16 protein-coding genes are annotated in these 16024 nt (G+C 63.3%); 12 read left to right on the forward strand and 4 right to left on the reverse strand.

The window, feature by feature from the left end; all coding sequences use genetic code 11:
• The first annotated feature begins 93 nt into the window (after positions 1 to 93).
• Genes EOB36_RS16915 through speB form a run of 6 tightly spaced genes read left to right on the forward strand, consistent with a single transcriptional unit; the run spans position 94 to position 4835 of the window.
• Positions 94 to 834 (forward strand): ABC transporter permease, encoded by a 741-nt coding sequence (locus EOB36_RS16915; protein ID WP_245457962.1) that lies wholly within the window; start codon positions 94 to 96, stop codon positions 832 to 834.
• A gap of 10 nt (positions 835 to 844) precedes the next feature.
• Complete coding sequence (locus EOB36_RS16920) at positions 845 to 1618, forward strand: ABC transporter ATP-binding protein (RefSeq protein ID WP_126105452.1); 774 nt, start codon at positions 845 to 847, stop codon at positions 1616 to 1618.
• Positions 1615 to 2370 carry an SDR family oxidoreductase gene (locus tag EOB36_RS16925; RefSeq protein ID WP_128285282.1) on the forward strand — a complete coding sequence of 252 codons (756 nt, stop codon included), beginning with the start codon at positions 1615 to 1617 and terminating at the stop codon, positions 2368 to 2370. Before EOB36_RS16920 ends, EOB36_RS16925 begins: the two co-directional genes overlap by 4 nt.
• A complete protein-coding gene (locus EOB36_RS16930; RefSeq protein ID WP_126105454.1) occupies positions 2364 to 3071 on the forward strand; it encodes an SDR family oxidoreductase in 708 nt (235 codons plus the stop codon). Before EOB36_RS16925 ends, EOB36_RS16930 begins: the two co-directional genes overlap by 7 nt.
• 12 nt (positions 3072 to 3083) lie before the next feature.
• Positions 3084 to 3854, forward strand: coding sequence for a creatininase (locus tag EOB36_RS16935; protein WP_126105455.1), 771 nt, complete (start codon positions 3084 to 3086; stop codon positions 3852 to 3854).
• Between the two features lie 12 nt (positions 3855 to 3866).
• Positions 3867 to 4835 carry an agmatinase gene (speB, locus tag EOB36_RS16940; protein WP_126105456.1) on the forward strand — a complete coding sequence of 323 codons (969 nt, stop codon included), beginning with the start codon at positions 3867 to 3869 and terminating at the stop codon, positions 4833 to 4835.
• 6 nt (positions 4836 to 4841) lie between these two features.
• Here the strand turns inward: speB and EOB36_RS16945 are convergent, their stop codons facing one another.
• The 3 genes from EOB36_RS16945 to EOB36_RS16955 form a co-directional block, all read right to left on the reverse strand.
• Positions 4842 to 6356: an FGGY family carbohydrate kinase gene (locus EOB36_RS16945; RefSeq protein ID WP_128285283.1), complete on the reverse strand. Its 1515-nt coding sequence runs from the start codon at positions 6354 to 6356 to the stop codon at positions 4842 to 4844.
• An 88-nt stretch (positions 6357 to 6444) separates the two neighbouring features.
• Positions 6445 to 7392 (reverse strand): shikimate dehydrogenase, encoded by a 948-nt coding sequence (locus EOB36_RS16950; RefSeq protein WP_128285284.1) that lies wholly within the window; start codon positions 7390 to 7392, stop codon positions 6445 to 6447.
• 58 nt (positions 7393 to 7450) lie between these two features.
• Positions 7451 to 8092, reverse strand: coding sequence for a glucose-6-phosphate isomerase (locus EOB36_RS16955; RefSeq protein WP_128285285.1), 642 nt, complete (start codon positions 8090 to 8092; stop codon positions 7451 to 7453).
• A gap of 220 nt (positions 8093 to 8312) precedes the next feature.
• Between EOB36_RS16955 and EOB36_RS16960 the strand changes: the two genes are divergently transcribed.
• The 6 genes from EOB36_RS16960 to EOB36_RS16985 all read left to right on the forward strand — a co-directional run bounded on the left by EOB36_RS16960 (position 8313) and on the right by EOB36_RS16985 (position 14501).
• Entirely contained in the window at positions 8313 to 8972 is a 660-nt protein-coding gene (locus EOB36_RS16960) for an orotidine 5'-phosphate decarboxylase / HUMPS family protein (RefSeq protein ID WP_128285286.1), read from the forward strand.
• A complete protein-coding gene (locus EOB36_RS16965; protein WP_128285287.1) occupies positions 8915 to 9463 on the forward strand; it encodes an SIS domain-containing protein in 549 nt (182 codons plus the stop codon). Before EOB36_RS16960 ends, EOB36_RS16965 begins: the two co-directional genes overlap by 58 nt.
• Positions 9464 to 9692: 229 nt before the next feature.
• Positions 9693 to 11165, forward strand: a complete 1473-nt coding sequence (locus EOB36_RS16970; RefSeq protein WP_128285288.1) for an extracellular solute-binding protein — start codon at positions 9693 to 9695, stop codon at positions 11163 to 11165.
• 92 nt (positions 11166 to 11257) lie between these two features.
• Positions 11258 to 12376, forward strand: a complete 1119-nt coding sequence (locus EOB36_RS16975) for a sugar ABC transporter permease (protein ID WP_164547147.1) — start codon at positions 11258 to 11260, stop codon at positions 12374 to 12376.
• Positions 12373 to 13419: a carbohydrate ABC transporter permease gene (locus EOB36_RS16980; RefSeq protein ID WP_128285289.1), complete on the forward strand. Its 1047-nt coding sequence runs from the start codon at positions 12373 to 12375 to the stop codon at positions 13417 to 13419. Before EOB36_RS16975 ends, EOB36_RS16980 begins: the two co-directional genes overlap by 4 nt.
• Positions 13420 to 13424: 5 nt before the next feature.
• Positions 13425 to 14501: an ABC transporter ATP-binding protein gene (locus EOB36_RS16985; protein WP_128285290.1), complete on the forward strand. Its 1077-nt coding sequence runs from the start codon at positions 13425 to 13427 to the stop codon at positions 14499 to 14501.
• A 6-nt stretch (positions 14502 to 14507) separates the two neighbouring features.
• Here EOB36_RS16985 and EOB36_RS16990 read toward each other — a convergent pair whose 3' ends face one another.
• Positions 14508 to 16016 carry a tripartite tricarboxylate transporter permease gene (locus EOB36_RS16990; protein ID WP_128285305.1) on the reverse strand — a complete coding sequence of 503 codons (1509 nt, stop codon included), beginning with the start codon at positions 16014 to 16016 and terminating at the stop codon, positions 14508 to 14510.
• Positions 16017 to 16024: the final 8 nt, after the last annotated feature.

Raw genomic sequence — 16024 nt, forward strand, 5'->3', positions numbered from 1 at the left:
TTCCGGCGCCCGCCGGCGGCCATGCCATGCCGGCATCCGGGGATAGTGATCTTGTTCAGCAGTCTGTTTGTTTTTCGCGGCCGAGCTTCGCCGATGGCGGAATCCGCCGTCAGCGTTGCGGCGGCCGCCCTGGTCGTCGCGGGTTGGGAGCTGGCGGCACGCGCGGGCATTATTGCGCCGCAGTTCCTCCCCTCACCAAGCCGCGTCGTCATCGCCTTGTGGACGATGCTGACCGAGCAGAACCTCGTCTGGCATGTCGTGGTCTCGACCACACGTGTGTGGATCGCCTTCCTGCTCGCCGCGGCCATGGCCATCCCGATCGGCATCATGATGAGCAGCTACCGGATTGTCGGAGCCGCACTCGAGCCGATGATCGATTTCATCCGCTATCTTCCGGTTCCCGCACTTGTGCCACTGTCCATCATCTGGTTCGGCGTCGGCGAGGAGACCAAAATCTTCCTGCTCTGGCTGGGCACTTTCTTCCAGCTCGTGCTTCTCGTGGCCGATGACATGCGGCGGGTGCCGCAGGAGTTCGTCGAGGTCGCCCGCACCGTCGGCGCCAGCTCGAGGCAAGTGATGACCGATGTCGCCTTGCGCTGGATGGGGCCGACCCTGATTGACAATCTCAGGATCACGCTCGGCTGGTGCTGGACATATTTGATCATCGCCGAGATTGTCGCGGCCGATTCCGGCATCGGCTACGTGATCTGGACGGCGCGCCGCTTCGTCAAAACGCCCGAAGTAATGGCAGGCGTCGTCGTCATCGGGCTGATCGGCCTCATCACCGACCAGCTGCTTCGCCTGCTTCACCGCCGGCTCTTCCGGTATCTGTGAGGGATAGGTCATGGCGAGCGGCTACATTCAGTTCGTCGATACGGCCAAGTCCTTCGGCCCGGTCGATGTCGTGCGAAAAACCGATCTTGGTCTCGACCGCAATTCGCTGGTGGTCTTCCTAGGCCCATCGGGTTGCGGCAAGACAACCTTGATGCGGATGGTCGGCGGCCTCGACGAACCTAGCTCGGGCTCGATCGTGCTCGGCGGCGAAAAAGTTGTCGGACCGGATCGACGGCGCGGCATGGTGTTCCAGTCCTATTCGTCGTTTCCCTGGCTGACTGTCGAGAAGAACATTGCCTTCGGCATGCGCTACAGGAAGGACCTTGGCGCGAGCGAGAAAGCCGAGCGGATGCGCCATTATCTTGAACTGTTCGGGCTTGCCGACTTCGCCGGTTCCTATCCGAACCGGATTTCGGGCGGCATGCGCCAGCGCGTGGCCATAGCGCGCACGCTCGCCGCCGGTTCGGACGTGCTGTTGATGGACGAGCCTTTCGGTGCGCTCGACGCGCTGACGCGCGAGCGCCTTCAGGTCGAGTTGCGACAGATCCAGATTCGCGAGGAAAAGACCGTCATCTTCGTCACCCACGACGTGGAAGAAGCGGTGTTCCTCGCCGACCGGATCATCCTGTTTTCGCGCCGGCCGGCCTCGGTAGTGGCCGACATCGATGTGGCGGCCGAGCTGGGTCCGCAACGGCCACTGGAAATCCGGGAAACGCAGAAATTCTTCGAGTTGCGCAACAGGGTCCTGCATCTGATCCGCAACGAGACGGGAGTGGTCGCATGAGCCTCTCCTTCTCCGGAAAGTCGGTCGTGATCACCGGGGCCAGCCGTGGCATCGGGCTCGGCATCGCTGAGGGTTTTGCGCAAGCCGGCGCCAGCCTGCATCTCATCGCCAACGAAGCGGCTGTGCACGAACGGGCGCGTGAATTGGGCGCCACCAGCACGGAAGCCGATATTGCCGATCGTTCGGCCGTCGCGGCAGCTTTCGAACCTGTCGCTCGCATAGACGTGCTCATCAACAATGCCGGGCTCGAACTGATGACGCCGATCACCGACAGCGGCGACGATGTCGAAGCCGCCTTCCGGCGCATCATCGAGATCAATATCATCGGCACGGCGCTCGTCACGGCGCGTGCTCTGCCGCGCATGCAGGCCGGCGGTTCGATCGTCAACACGTCATCGATCTGGGGCCGCGTTGCCGAGGCGCAGTTCGGCGCCTATGTCGCCTCCAAGCACGCCATTATCGGCCTGACGAAGACCTGGGCCAAGGAACTCGGGGCCAGGGGCATCCGCGTCAATGCGGTCTGTCCCGGATGGGTTCGCACGGATGCGTCGATGCGCTCGCTCGGCCGCATGGCCGAGAGAGACGCCGTCAGCGAGGCAGCGCTGCTCGAAAGCATCGTCGGTGCGCAGGCCCTGCCGGGCCTGATGGAGCCGGCTGACATCGCGGGCACCTATCTCTTCCTGGCGTCGGAACTTGCAGCCAACATCACCGGGCAGTCGCTTGGTGTCGACAGGGGAGAAGTGCCTTGGTAAGCCCGCTTCACGGAAAACGCGCGCTGGTCACTGGCGCAGCCAGCGGTATCGGCCGCGCGACCGCGCACGCCTTGCGCGAGGCGGGGGCCACGGTTCTGGGGCTCGATCTCGAGGCGTCAGAGGGCGATTTCCCCATTCTTGCCTGCGACCTCGCCAGCGAAACCGACATCATTACCGCGGTCGGGCAGGGCAGGGACCGGATTGGCGGCTATGACATCCTCGTCAACAATGCCGGCATCCTGCAGGAAGCACCGCTTGGCGGGATTTCGCTCGATCATGTCGACCGAATGTTCGCCGTCAATGTGCGGGGCGCGATCATCGTGGCGCGGGAAGTCCTGCCGCATCTTCCCGATGGCGGACGCATCATCAATATCGCCTCCGAGCTCGCCTATCTCGGCCGGTCGGGCGCTTCAGTCTATTGTGCGACAAAGGCGGCGTTGCTCGGCCTTACCCGCTCCTGGGCACGCGAACTTGCGCCCCGCATCCTGGTCAACGCCGTGGCGCCCGGGCCGACCGACACGCCGCTTCTCGGCTTCGACGCGCTGACCGAGAGCCAGCGCGCGCTGGAAACAACACACCCGCTGAGGCGGATCGGACGGCCGGATGAAATCGCCGCCGCGGTGGTGTTCCTGGCCGGCCCCGGCGCAACCTTTTTCACCGGACAATGCCTGGGCGCCAATGGTGGCGCGGCGATGCTTTGAGAAGAGATGATCATGAAAGACCGCGTTTTCCTGGCTGAGCTGTCGTGGCCCGAGGCTAAGGAGCGGATCGCCGCCGGCGCTCCCGTCTTCCTGCCGCTCGGCGCGACCGAACAACACGGCCACCACATGGCGATGAATGTCGATGTGGTGATCCCGACCGCTATCGCCGAAAAGGTGGCGTCGCAGGTCGGAGGACTGGTGGCGCCGACGATCGCCTACGGCAACCGCTCGCAGCCCCGGTCAGGCGGCGGCCCAGCCTTTCCCGGCACGATCAACATCACGGCACAGACTTTCTCGCTTCTGGTCAAGGATGTGATCTGCGATCTGTATCGCCAGAAGGTCCGACGCATCGTTGTGCTCAACGGCCACTACGAGAACATTGGTCCGTCGATCGAAGGCATCGAACTGGCGCTCGACGCCATCGGCCGCGAACGTGCGACGGACCTGACGATCCTGCGCGTCGACCACTGGGAGATGGTGCGCGGCGAAACGCTGGCGAAAGTGTTCCCCGACGGCTACCCCGGCATCGAGCTGGAGCATGCGAGCGTGATCGAGACATCGATGATGCTGGCGCTGCGCCCGGAGCTCGTCGATCTCGGCAAGGCGCTGCATGACGGTCCCGCGCAATTCAAGCCTTATGACCGCTATCCCAGACCGTCCGAGGACGTGCCGCCGTCCGGCGTCCTTTCGTTGACCGAGGGCTCGTCGGCGGAAAAGGGCCGATGGCTGCTCGACGACTGCGAGACGCGGCTCGCCAACATCGTCAAACGTGAATTCTTCTGAGGTGACGAGAACATGAACAGCAATTTCTTCCAGCCGGTCGACGCCGCCGCAGTTCCCCGCTTCGCCGGGCTTTCGACCTTCATGAGACTGCCCGCCGTGGCAAGTGCCGAGGGGCTGGACATCGCACTCGTCGGCATACCGTGGGATGGCGGCACGACCAACCGCGCCGGCGCGCGGCACGGTCCGCGCGAGATCCGGAACCAGTCGAGCCTGATGCGGCGGGCCCATCACGTCTCGGGAACCGAGCCATTCAGCATCGCCAACATTGCCGATGTCGGCGACCTCTCGGTCAATCCGATCAATCTCCTGGACGGTCTGAAGCGCATCGAGGACGGCATCGCGGCAATTGTCGCAGCCGGTGCCATTCCACTTGCTGCCGGCGGCGATCATCTGACGACGCTGCCGGTGCTGCGTGCGGTCGCGCGCGATGCGCCAGTCGGCATGATCCATTTCGACGCGCATTCCGATACCAATGACCGCTATTTCGGCGACAATCCCTACACGCATGGCACACCCTTCCGGCGGGCCATCGAAGAGGGCCTGCTCGATCCCAAACGTGTCGTCCAGATCGGCATCCGCGGTTCCATCTACGAGCCCAACGAGCATGATTGGGCGATCGCTCAGGGCATCCGCATCATCTACATGGAGGAGTTTGTCCGGCGAGGCGCGGCCAGCGTCATGGAAGAGGCACGCGGCATTGTCGGCAGCGGTCCCACCTATGTGACCTTCGACATCGATTGCATCGACCCCTCGATGGCGCCCGGCACCGGCACCCCTGAGCTTGGCGGCTTCACCACCCGCGAAGCGCAGGAAATGGTCCGCCTTCTCGACACTGTGGCCATAGTCGGCGCTGATGTCGTGGAAGTGGCACCGCCGTTCGATCTTGGCGGGATGACGGCGCTGGCGGGGGCAACGATGATGTTCGAACTGCTGTGCGTGATTGCCAAGTCCGTCGCTGCAGGCAGGGTTCGGCTGGCCTGAGATGGGTCACGGCTGCGTGGCGGCCGCCAGCGCGTCGAGGTCGTCGTAGAGCGCCTGGCTGTGGTGGTAGAGCCGGTCGAAAACCGGTTGGGTGCGCCTGTAGGTCTCCGCCCATCTGGGGTCCGGCAGGATTTCGGCGCCGTAGCTCACGAAACGCTCGGCCGCCTGTTCGACGCGCGCGAAGCGGCCTGTCGCCGTCGCGGCCATCGCGGCACAGCCGACGATGCCGCATTCGGGCTCCCGCGGAACCAGGATCGGAATGTTGAAGGCACTCGCCTTGATCTTCAGCCAGAGTTCGGTGCGCGCCCCGCCGCCGGCGGCGATAACGCGCTCCAGCGGCTTGTTTGACGCGTGTTCCATGATGCGGATGTGACGCGTCATGGCCAAGGCGATGCCTTCCAGGATCGAGCGGTGCAGATGCTCCATGCCATGCGCGGCGCCCAATCCGAAGAACTGTGCGCGGGCATTGCGATGGCGCCCCAGGCGCTCGCCAGTGAGAAAGGGCATGAACAGCAATGCGTCGCAACCGGCAGGTGCCTCGGCGGCGCGGGCGACGATCTCGTCATAGGACAGCGCGTTGCCGTGGAAGGCGCGACGTGCCCAGCGCATGCCGTCGCCGCCAGTCTCCAGCAGCACGAACTGCGCCCAGTTGCCTTCGATCGTCGCAACGTTCGAGATCTCCGGGTCAAGCAGCGGCTTCTCCGCGATCGCCGTGATGATGGCGCCCGTGCCGGTGCTGTCGGAACCCATTCCCGGCCGACAAGCGCCTGAACCGAGCAGTGCCACCGGATAGTCGGCACCGCCGACCAGCACGGGGGTTCCAGACTTCAGGCCCGTGTCGCGCGCCGCCTGTTTGGTGACGTGGCCGACGACATCCAGCGGGTTGCGGATCGGCGGCAGCTTGGCGGCGTCCAGACCCATGCGCTCGATCATCACCGGCGACCAGTCGAGCCGCTCTGGGTTCATCAGGAAGCTGCACGACGCGTCGCCAGTATCCATGGCAATCTCGCCGGTCAGCCGGTAGTTGATGTAATCCTTCGGCATGATGGCGACGGCGCTGCGGGCGTATGCGGCGGGATCGTTGTCTCGGACCCATTGCAGTTTGAAGGCCGGCCATGCGGGGGTGGGCGTGTTGCCGCTTTCGGGCAGGTAGCTGTCCGGCTCATTTTCTTCTTCGAAGCGACGTACGAGATCAACGGAGCGCTTGTCGTTCCAGAGCGGTGCGGTCTCACGGGTCGGCGCTCCGTGCGCGTCGAGCAGGACCAGCCCGTGCATCTGCCCGCAGACGCAGATGGCGGAGATGTGTTCGCGGGCGCCATCGACGCGGTCCAGCACCGTCTTGACGCTCGTTCGCGCCCCCTCCCACCAGTCAACCGGCCGCTGTTCGGCCCAGCCGAACTCCGGCACGATCTGGTCGTGCTCTCGCGACGCAAGTTCGAGGATCTTGCCGCTGACATCGACCAGTGCGGCGCGGACGCTGCCCGTGCCGACATCGATGGCGAGGAAAAGCTCGCCGTTCATTTCGACACGGTCCTGAGATGGGCAAGCATGTGATCCTCTGTCTATCGGTCAGAGCGAGCGCGGCGTGGCGAGAATGCATTCCACGGCATTACCCTTTCGCCGCTTCGATGGCGATGCGCGAAATCTCGTCGAAATCCGGCCCCGACACCGGGATCGGGATATCGAAGACCTCGGCGATCACTTGCGTCCAGCCATGCAGGAAATATGTCCAACCGTCCTCGATCTGCAACTGCTGTCGGGCCTGCTGCCGCCTTGCCTGGTCGAGGAAGATCAGGTCGCCGCGATAATTGAGATCCCAGGCAATGCCGCGCTTGGGGAACACGCCGTCATCGGTGATCGGCGAGCCTGGCGCGTCCTTGCCAAGTCCCGTCGCGTTGATCACCAGCGAGCCGGGTTTCAGCGCCGCCAACGTCTCATCGTTGGTCTCGGGCCGGTCTGCCAGGACATATTCGATCTCGACCGTCGACATCATGTCTTTGTGGATGCGCTCGATTTCATCGAGACGCGGCTGCGAACGGTCGGTGACAATGATGCGCGAAGGCACGTCGGCGCGCTTGCGCATCAGGTGCCAGGTGATCGCAATCGTCGATCCGCCGGCGCCCATGGACAGGACTTCCGCACTGGTGTCCGCGAAGTATCCCGCCGGGATGAAACCATCTATCGCAAGGCCCGAAGAGATCGGATCCTTGGCATGGCAGATGAGTTTGCCGCCCCGCTTCGACAGGCAGCTGGTCTCGTGCATCAGGCGAGCATGCGGATCGATCACGTCGAACAGGCCGCGCGCCGCGTTGAAGAGATCGATCTTATGCGTGGTGACGAGCGCGCCGAGCGACAGCGGGTCGGATTTTATGAAGGAGACGACCTCACGGTAGGCCTCCGGATCGGCATGAAGTGGAAAGTCGATGCCCTTGAGAAGCGCATCCTTCAGCCGGAGGTGGCGCGCCCATGCAGGGAAAACCCGCATGATCGAACTGCTCGTCGTCGTGACGCCGATAAAATAGAACGTCGGCTGGGTAGCCGGCCGGTAGCGGCTCATTTGCCGACCTCCCGGATTTCAGCAGCGCGAAATGAAGCAGTGATCTCGAAGGAAGCCTTCATGCCGGCACCGTGCGGGATTGTTGCCCATAGAGGGCGGAGATCAGCTTCGCATCACGCGGTCGCCAATCCGGGTTGTCGACTTCCTTCCAGCCTCCATCGCCGGCGACCACGCGCGAGCGCATGCCGCCCGATCTTGCGATGATCTCGTAGTCCTGCCCTGAATCGGCGGGGTAGCAGAACAGCATCACCAGATCGTCTTCCCCAACATTGATCGAGCGGTGGATCCAGAAAGGGGGGGCGTAACAGACGGTCTGGGCTTCGACGGGCAGGATCCGGATCTCGCCTTCCGGCGATTCCATCAGCATGAGGCCATGGCCCTTCTGGCCATAGTAGATCTCGGGCCGGTCGGCCTGCTTGTGGATGTGACCGCGTGTCATGAAATACTCGTCGCCGACCTTGCCGGGCGCCATGCGCGTGACGCCGAAAATCAAGTCTCCCGACTGCTCGGTCGGCCGGAACTCGGAGACCTCGTAGACGATGCGTTCGCCCCATGTCGCGCACATGGCTTCGAAGGCCGCGGCGTCCGCGTAGAGCCCGTCCAGATCGCGGAAGCGTTTCTGGTAGCTGCCGGTTGCATTTCCCATCGCGCCGGTCGACAGATCGACCTTGCATCCGGTCGGCTCAAACAATCTGGTCAAGAGACTACCTCATATTGCTTTGCTGTGGTGTCGGCGCTGATCTGGCCCGCTCCTGCTTTCGACAAGAACCACACTTGCTTTGCAGGGTATGATTTGCTCTCCCTATGCGGACCAGCTCGGAGGTTGCTGGATTATGGCAGATTTCGACTACGAGGCACACGACAGTAGGTTGGGCGTTGTCTTCACGTCGCACCCGCTGCCTTAATCCGAGAGAACCGCCTTGCTCCTCCAAGTCGCCTTCGACAAGCCTGAACACCTGGCCCTGCTCCCGCAGATGAAGGCGTTCGCCGACATTATCGAGATCGGCACGCCGTTGCTGAAACGCCTTGGCCTCTCCGCCATCACCACGGCGCGCGAGCTCTGCCCTGGCGTCAAGGTGTTGGCTGATACCAAAACCGTCGACGGCGGCCAGTTCGAGGCCGATATGGTATTCGGCGCCGGTGCCGCGTTCATGACGGTGCTGTCGTGTGCTTCGTCCGCCACGCATGACGCGGTGGGAAGACGTGCCGCCGCCTTCGGCGCGACGGTCATCGTCGACACCATCACCGAGACGGGCAAGGCAGAATTGCTTCCTTTGAATGCTGTCTTCCCCGAAAGCTTCGGCTATGTCGCGGTCCATTCGCCAACCGACGCGCGGCTGGCGGGCAAGACCTCCACCTCACATATCGACGCCGTGAAAAAGATGCACGATCGCGGCTTTCTGGTTTCGCTCGCCGGCGGGATCGGCCCCGACACGCTGGAAGCGGTGATCGCAGTCGAGCCCGAAATCCTCGTGGTCGGCAGCGCCATCACAGAATCTGCAAGCCCGAAAGAGATAGCACGATGGATTCGCGACAGATTGCCCAATCCAGGCCGTGGCTGGCCGTGGGACAGGAGATAACCGACCTTCTTGGCCGGATCGACGTCGACGCCTTTGCAAGGCTGGTGCAGGCGTTCGATGACCCCGATCAGCGATGGTTCTTTTCCGGGCAGGGACGCTCCGGCCTTGTCGCGCAGATGGGCGCGATGCGGCTCATGCATCTTGGCCGAACGGTGCATTTTGTCGGTGAGGTATCGGCGCCCTCGATACGCAGGGGCGATGCGCTGCTGATCGTCTCCGGCTCTGGGGAGACGCCGGTCAGCACAGGCTTTGCCCGCATCGCCAAGGCGGAGGGTGCCAAGGTCGTTACGCTGACGCATGAGCCGGCAGGGACCCTGGCCGGCATTGCCGATGTCACGCTGCATGTCCCTGTCGGGGAATCGAAACAGTTTGGCGGCAGCCTGTTCGAGCAATCCTGCCTCGTCCTGCTCGACAGCGTTGTGCTCGGCCTGGCGCAGCAGATACCCGACGCGCACAAGCTGATGTTGTACCGCCACACCAACTTGCAATGACTGCGCACCCCGGGCACGCCCGAGGGCATGCTTTTGAGCGACATGCATCAGCTGGGAAGCCCGGCTGGGCACCTCATCTTCCGTTGCGGCAAGGCACTGGACTCGCTGCGTGATGCCGATATTGTACTTGAGGAGCGTTGGTGCCGTGCTCTGGCGACGGCAACCGACGGGGAGATGCCGTCGGCTTGGTCCGCAGGAACAGGTCCCGGTCAATATGGGAGGAAGTCTGATGAGAATTGGGGCCTTTCTGGCCGGCGTTTCGGCCTTTGCCGCGCTGGTTGGCGCACCTGCCTTCGCGCAGGACAAGCCGTTTGCGGGAGTTACCGTGAACGTCATTACGCAGACCGGGGCGATTCAGGAGCCGCTACAGAGGCGCGCGCCCGAGTTCGAAGCGCTCACCGGCGCCAAGATCAATGTCATCGCGGTGCCCTTCTCGGATCTCTATCAAAAGATTCTCACCGACTGGGCGAGCGGCACCAATTCGGTCGACGCCGGAGTGTTCGCCCCGCAATGGATGGTCGACTATATTGCCGGCGGCTACCTCGAGGACTTGACGCCGCGGGTCGAGGCCGACAAGGACATCCAGCAGGACGATGTGGGCGCGTTCTTCCGGGACTTCTCCGAGAAGTACAGCGGCAAGACCTACATGATCACGCTCGATGGCGACTTCCACATGATGTACTACCGCAAGGACGTGCTGGAAGCCGCCGGCCTGGCGGTGCCGAAGACCTGGGACGAGTATCTCGAGGTCGCCAAGGCCACGCACGGCAAGGACATGAGCGGCGATGGCACTCCGGATTTCGGCTCGTGCATCGCCAAGAAGCGCAACGCGCAGAGCTATTGGTTCGTCACCGATGTGGTCGGCTCGATGACCCAGTCCAAGGGAACCAGCCAGGGCACCTTCTTCAACACCAAGGACATGACGCCGCTCGTCAACAACGACGCCTTCCGCAAGGCGCTCGACTTCCTGTCTGAATCGACCAAATACGGCCCGCCGGACGAGCTGAACCTCGATGTCAGCGATACAAGGCCGCTCTTCGCTTCCGGCCGCTGCGCGCTAAACCTCGACTGGGGTGATGTAGGCACGATCTCGATCGATCCGGCCCAGTCCAAGGTGATGGGCAAATGGGGCGCGGCGATCATGCCCGGATCCAAGGAGGTCTTGAACTGGGACACTGGCAAGCTCGAGGCCTGCACGGCAGAAAACTGCCCGCACGCGATCGACGGCGTGAACCATGCACCCTTCGCAGCTTTTGGCGGCTGGGGCGGCGGCATCAACGCGGCGGCCGATCCGAAGGTAAAGGACGCCGCCTACGCCTACTTCTCGTTCATGACGCAGCCGGCACAGTCGAACGCCGACGTGACCGTCGGCGGCACCGGCTTCAACCCGTATCGCACCTCGCAGCTGAGCTACAGCGACCTTTGGAAGAAGGCCAACATGAGCGAGGAGGAGGCCAAAGTGTACCTGGGCGCGATCAACGACAGCATGAGCAGCCCGAACATGATCCTCGACCTGCGCATTCCACAAAATCAGAAATACCAGCAGGTCGTGCTCGACGAAGCGGTCTCGCGCTTCCTTGCCGGCGAAATCGACAAGGAAGCGACGGTTTCGGCGGTCGAGGAAGGCTGGAATGAGCTGAACGACGAGATTGGCAAAGACAAGCAGCTCGAACTTTACAAGGCGACTATCGGCGCCAAATAGGTGGCCAAGCAATCGACCCGGCGTGGCATCGGTCCGCGCCGGGTCTCATGCCTGCCCCACATTCCCGGGTTATGATGACCGCAACCGACACTATGCCAGAAGCTGCCGACCGCCGCAGCTGGGCCGAATGGCTGGACGGTCACTCGGGCCGGATCATGGTGCTGCCAGCCGTCGTCGTGCTTCTCTGCTTCGCGATTTTTCCGCTCATCATCTCGGCCTATCTCGCGCTTTCGCGCTTTGCGCTCGCGCCGGGCGGATTCACGCTGAAATTCATCGGACTTGTGAACTTCCGCAAGCTGCTGGTCGGCTCGCAGCAGTATCACTTGCTCGGCAAATTCGGCACGTTCGGTTTTGTCCAATCCGCTTTGCTGGCGTTGGTCGCGGCAGGGCTGCTTTTTCTTCTCGCCCGCTATCTCTGGCGTGGCAGGCCGACCATCGCCGGCGTGATTGGTCGCCTTCTCGCGACGGCAATGGCTATGGGCCTGGCGGTTCTCGCGCTGGCCACCATGGCACCGGGCGGCGTGCCGGGAACTGTCGTCAACACGCTTCTCTACGTGTTCGTCGGTGTGTCCGTGCAGTTCGCACTGGGGCTGGGCCTCGCGCTCCTCTGCGGCCAGCCAATTCGCGGCAGGAATTTCTTTCGCGTCCTCTTCTTCATCCCGCTGATGGTGACCCCGGTCGGCATCGCCTACACGTTTCGCATGCTCGCCGACATGCAGAAGGGCCCCTTCGCCCCGATCGTGCGCGCTTTCGGCATCAGCGAGTGGTCGTGGGCCACAGAGGCCTGGTCGGCGCGGCTGATGGTGTTGGTCGGCGATACCTGGCAGTGGACGCCGTTCATGTTCATCGTGCTGCTGGCGGCCGTTGAGAACCAGCCGCGCGACCAGGTCGAGGCGGCGCGGCTCGACGGAGCCAACGGCTTCCAGATCTTTCGCGACATTACCTGGCCAGCAATCGCGCCGATTGCCGCTACCGTGGTGCTGATCCGGCTCATCGAGGCTTTCAAGATCATCGACCTGCCGAACGTGCTCACCGGCGGTGGCCCCGGCCTGGCGACGGAATCGATGACGCTCCATTCCTTCATTTCCTGGCGCACCCAGGATCTCGGCGGCTCGGCCGCTGTCGGCTACATGCTTCTCTTCATCTCGACCATCGTATGCGTCTCGTTCTTCAATTTTGTGGTCCGGCCTGCGCGCCGGTTCGAAGCATGAGCGCCGAGCCGCGCTCACTGGCGCGCCGGCTGTTCGAGCCGGCCTCGATCGACAGCCAGGCGCCGGTCGCCAGGGTCGTGACCTATGCGCTGCTGTTCCTGTGGACGCTCGTTGTGGTGATTCCTCTCTACTGGGTGTTCATCACGTCCTTCAAGGGGCCGGGGGAGGTCGACAATGGGCCGTTCTATCTCCCGTTCGTCGACTTTGCCCCCTCGCTGCAGGCATGGGACTTCATGCTCGTGCAGAATTACACGCTGCGCCCTTACATGAATTCGGTCGTTGTCGCGGTGGCCAGCACGCTGCTCGCAGTCCTGATCGGCTCGCTGGCGGCCTACGCGCTCGTGCGTATCCGCTTCCAGGTGAAGCTCGCGGCCGTTGCGCTCTTCTTGATCCTCCTCACCGCAATCATCGTCGCGGTGGCCACTTTCGGCGTGCAGTGGGAGATCGCCGTTGCCGTGGCGGCCGCTCTCTTCATCATCGCGCTGTTCACGCTCGTTGGACGCACGAGGCTTGCCGTCGGCAACAACGACATTGAATTCTGGATCATCTCCAACCGCATCATGCCGCCGATCGTCGCTGTGTTGCCGATCTACGTTATGTTCCAGCAGATGCGCCTGCTTGACACACAGGTGGCGCTGATCGCCACCTACACCGCCATCAACCTGCCGATCGTCGTGTGGCTGACTCGCGATTTTTTCGCCGGCATCCCGCTCGACCTTGAGGAGAGCGCACAGATAGACGGGGCCTCCAAGTTCCGCGTTTTCTTCACCATCGCGCTGCCGCTGGTGCGATCCGGCTTGGTCGCGACCTTTCTGCTGGTGCTGATCCTTGCCTGGAACGAGTATCTGCTGGCCCTCTTCCTTTCCAATGCCGACGCGCAGACGATGCCGGTGCTGGTATCGGCACAGAACACGACGCGCGGGCCGCAATGGTGGAACATGTCGGTCTTGATCACCGTGATGATCGCCCCCGTGATCGTCATCTCGAGCATCCTGCAGAAGCACATTGCGCGCGGGCTGCTGGTCGGCGCAGTGAAGGGCTAGTCGATATGCGGGTCACACTGTCCGATATCTACAAGTCCTTCGGCGCGGTCGAGGTGGTCAAAGGGCTCGACCTGGAGATCCAGGACGGCGAGTTCCTGGTGCTGCTCGGCCCCTCGGGCTGCGGCAAGACGACGGCGCTGCGCATGGTCGCCGGGCTTGAATCGGTGAGTTCCGGCCGCGTCCTCATCGGCGACCGCGACGTCACCCATGTGCTGCCCAAGTATCGCGACGTGGCGATGGTGTTCCAGTCCTACGCGCTCTATCCGCATATGACGGTTGCGGAGAACATCGCATATCCGCTGAAGCTGCGGGGCGTGCCGCGTACAGAGCGCGACGCCTCCGTCCGCGGCGCCGCCGTCAAGGTCCACCTTGAGGAGTTCCTCGACCGCTATCCACGGCAGCTTTCCGGCGGTCAGCGGCAGCGCATCGCGCTTGCCCGCGCCATGGTGCGGCGGCCGAGCGTCTTCCTGATGGACGAGCCGCTCTCCAATCTCGACGCCAAGCTGCGCGGCCACATGCGCTCGGAGCTGAAGCGCCTGCAGGCCGATCTGGGCGTGACGACGATCTACGTCACCCACGATCAGATCGAGGCCATGACCTTGGCTCACCGTGTTGCCATCATGAACCGTGGCGTCGTGCAGCAGATCGCGACACCTCGACAGATCTACGACGATCCGGCGAACCTGTTCGTCGCTGGCTTCATCGGCTCACCGCCGATGAATTTTCTCCATGGCGAGCTGGTCGAGGGTACCTTCGTGTGTGCGGAAGGACGATTTGCGACCAGCGTTGCCGAGAGCCGGAAAAAGGTCACTGCCGGCCTTCGGCCCGAGGATTGCCGGGTCACGGGCCCATCGGAGGGCAAGATTGCGGCACGGGTCTACGCTGTGGAACTGATCGGCGATTATACCTTGATCACCTGCCAATTCGGTGGGGCCACCGTAACCGTCAAGGCCGATAAATCGGCGCACTACGACATGGATGAGCCGATCGGCATCACCTTCCAGGACACCGCCGTCTTTCTGTTCGATTCGGAAACCGGGGGCCGCATCGGCGGCCGCGTCCGTGGACAGGCAGCCGCGTGACGTTCGCTAATTCTCCTCCACGAACACCTCTTCGCGCTTCTTCTTGACCGCCGGCAGGAAGACGATGACGAGCACGGCGAGCGCGATGAAGAGCAGGCCGGCGCTGATCGGCCTGGTGAGGAAGGTGCTCGGGTCGCCGCGCGCGAGAATCATGGCGCGGCGCAGGTTTTCCTCGAGCAGCGGGCCAAGCACGAAGCCGAGCAGCAGCGGCGCGGGCTCGCAGCGTAGCTTGGTCAGGAGGTAGCCAAGGAAGCCGAAGAAGGCGACGGCGTAGAGGTCGTAGATGTTGGTGTTGACGCTGTAAACACCGATCGAGCAGAACGCCATGATGATCGGGAAGAGCACGTAATAGGGAATCGTCAGGAGTTTTACCCAAAGCCCGATCAGTGGCAGGTTCAAAACGATCAGCATCAGATTGCCGATCCACATCGAGGCGATGATGCCCCAAAATAGCGCCGGCTGTTCGATCGCGACATTGGGACCGGGCACGATGCCCTGGATGATCATCGCGCCGATCATCAGCGCCATGACCGGGTTGGCCGGAATGCCGAGCGTCAGCATTGGGATGAAGGAGGTCTGCGCGCCGGCATTGTTGGCCGATTCCGGTCCGGCGACGCCTTCGATGGCGCCCTTGCCGAATTCCCCGGGGTTTTTCGATACGCGCTTTTCGACCGTGTAGGAGGCAAACGCTGCAAGGATCGCGCCGCCTCCCGGCAAGATGCCGAGCGCCGAACCGATGATCGTGCCGCGCACGATGGGCGCCGCCATACGCCGAAAGTCCTCGCGGGTCGGCATAAGGCCGGAGACGCTTCGGATCATCACGGAGCGCTCGTGCTCGTTTTCGAGGTTGCGCAGTATCTCGGCGACGCCGAAGACGCCGACCGCCACCGCAACGAAATTCAGCCCGTCGGCATATTCGCGGATGCCAAGCGTGAAGCGCGGTGTGCCGGTGTAGATGTCGGTGCCGACAATGCCGAGCAGCAGGCCGAGCACGACCATCGCCAGCGCCTTGACAATCGAGCCGTGGGCGAGCGCGACGGACGAGACGAGACCGACGATCATCAGCGAAAAATACTCGGCCGCGCCGAATTGCAGCGCGATCGCCGTCAGCGGCGGAGCGAAGATGGCAACGAGGAACGTCGACACCGTGCCGGCAAAGAACGAGCCTATCGCCGCGATCGCGAGTGCCGCCCCGGCGCGGCCGTTCTTGGCCATCTGGTAGCCGTCGATCGCGGTGACGGCTGACGAGGATTCGCCGGGCATGTTGATGAGGATGGCGGTGGTCGATCCGCCATATTGCGCGCCGTAGTAGATGCCGGCGAGCATGATCAGGGAGGAAACCGGGTCGCCGATCTGGAAGGTGATCGGCAACAGCATGGCGATGGTCGCGGTGGCGCCGATACCGGGCAGGACGCCGATCAGCGTGCCGAGAAGGACGCCGATCAGGCAGAAACCGAGGTTTGCCAGCGACGTGGCCGTCGAAAAGCCGAGCGCGAGGTTGTCGAGGAGTTCCATGTTCATCC

Source organism: Mesorhizobium sp. M6A.T.Cr.TU.017.01.1.1 (genome assembly GCF_004023115.1).
Taxonomy (GTDB): Bacteria; Pseudomonadota; Alphaproteobacteria; order Rhizobiales; family Rhizobiaceae; genus Mesorhizobium; species Mesorhizobium mediterraneum.

What these genes read in the sequence shown, in the direction of transcription:
- EOB36_RS16915 (WP_245457962.1), top strand. Translation starts at nt 94, where the DNA reads ATGGCGGAATCCGCCGTCAGCGTTGCGGCGGCCGCCCTGGTCGTCGCG.
- EOB36_RS16920 (WP_126105452.1), top strand. Translation starts at nt 845, where the DNA reads ATGGCGAGCGGCTACATTCAGTTCGTCGATACGGCCAAGTCCTTCGGC.
- EOB36_RS16925 (WP_128285282.1), top strand. Translation starts at nt 1,615, where the DNA reads ATGAGCCTCTCCTTCTCCGGAAAGTCGGTCGTGATCACCGGGGCCAGC.
- EOB36_RS16935 (WP_126105455.1), top strand. Translation starts at nt 3,084, where the DNA reads ATGAAAGACCGCGTTTTCCTGGCTGAGCTGTCGTGGCCCGAGGCTAAG.
- speB (WP_126105456.1), top strand. Translation starts at nt 3,867, where the DNA reads ATGAACAGCAATTTCTTCCAGCCGGTCGACGCCGCCGCAGTTCCCCGC.
- EOB36_RS16945 (WP_128285283.1), bottom strand. Translation starts at nt 6,356, where the DNA reads ATGAACGGCGAGCTTTTCCTCGCCATCGATGTCGGCACGGGCAGCGTC.
- EOB36_RS16950 (WP_128285284.1), bottom strand. Translation starts at nt 7,392, where the DNA reads ATGAGCCGCTACCGGCCGGCTACCCAGCCGACGTTCTATTTTATCGGC.
- EOB36_RS16965 (WP_128285287.1), top strand. Translation starts at nt 8,915, where the DNA reads ATGGATTCGCGACAGATTGCCCAATCCAGGCCGTGGCTGGCCGTGGGA.
- EOB36_RS16970 (WP_128285288.1), top strand. Translation starts at nt 9,693, where the DNA reads ATGAGAATTGGGGCCTTTCTGGCCGGCGTTTCGGCCTTTGCCGCGCTG.
- EOB36_RS16975 (WP_164547147.1), top strand. Translation starts at nt 11,258, where the DNA reads ATGCCAGAAGCTGCCGACCGCCGCAGCTGGGCCGAATGGCTGGACGGT.
- EOB36_RS16980 (WP_128285289.1), top strand. Translation starts at nt 12,373, where the DNA reads ATGAGCGCCGAGCCGCGCTCACTGGCGCGCCGGCTGTTCGAGCCGGCC.
- EOB36_RS16985 (WP_128285290.1), top strand. Translation starts at nt 13,425, where the DNA reads ATGCGGGTCACACTGTCCGATATCTACAAGTCCTTCGGCGCGGTCGAG.
- EOB36_RS16990 (WP_128285305.1), bottom strand. Translation starts at nt 16,016, where the DNA reads ATGGAACTCCTCGACAACCTCGCGCTCGGCTTTTCGACGGCCACGTCG.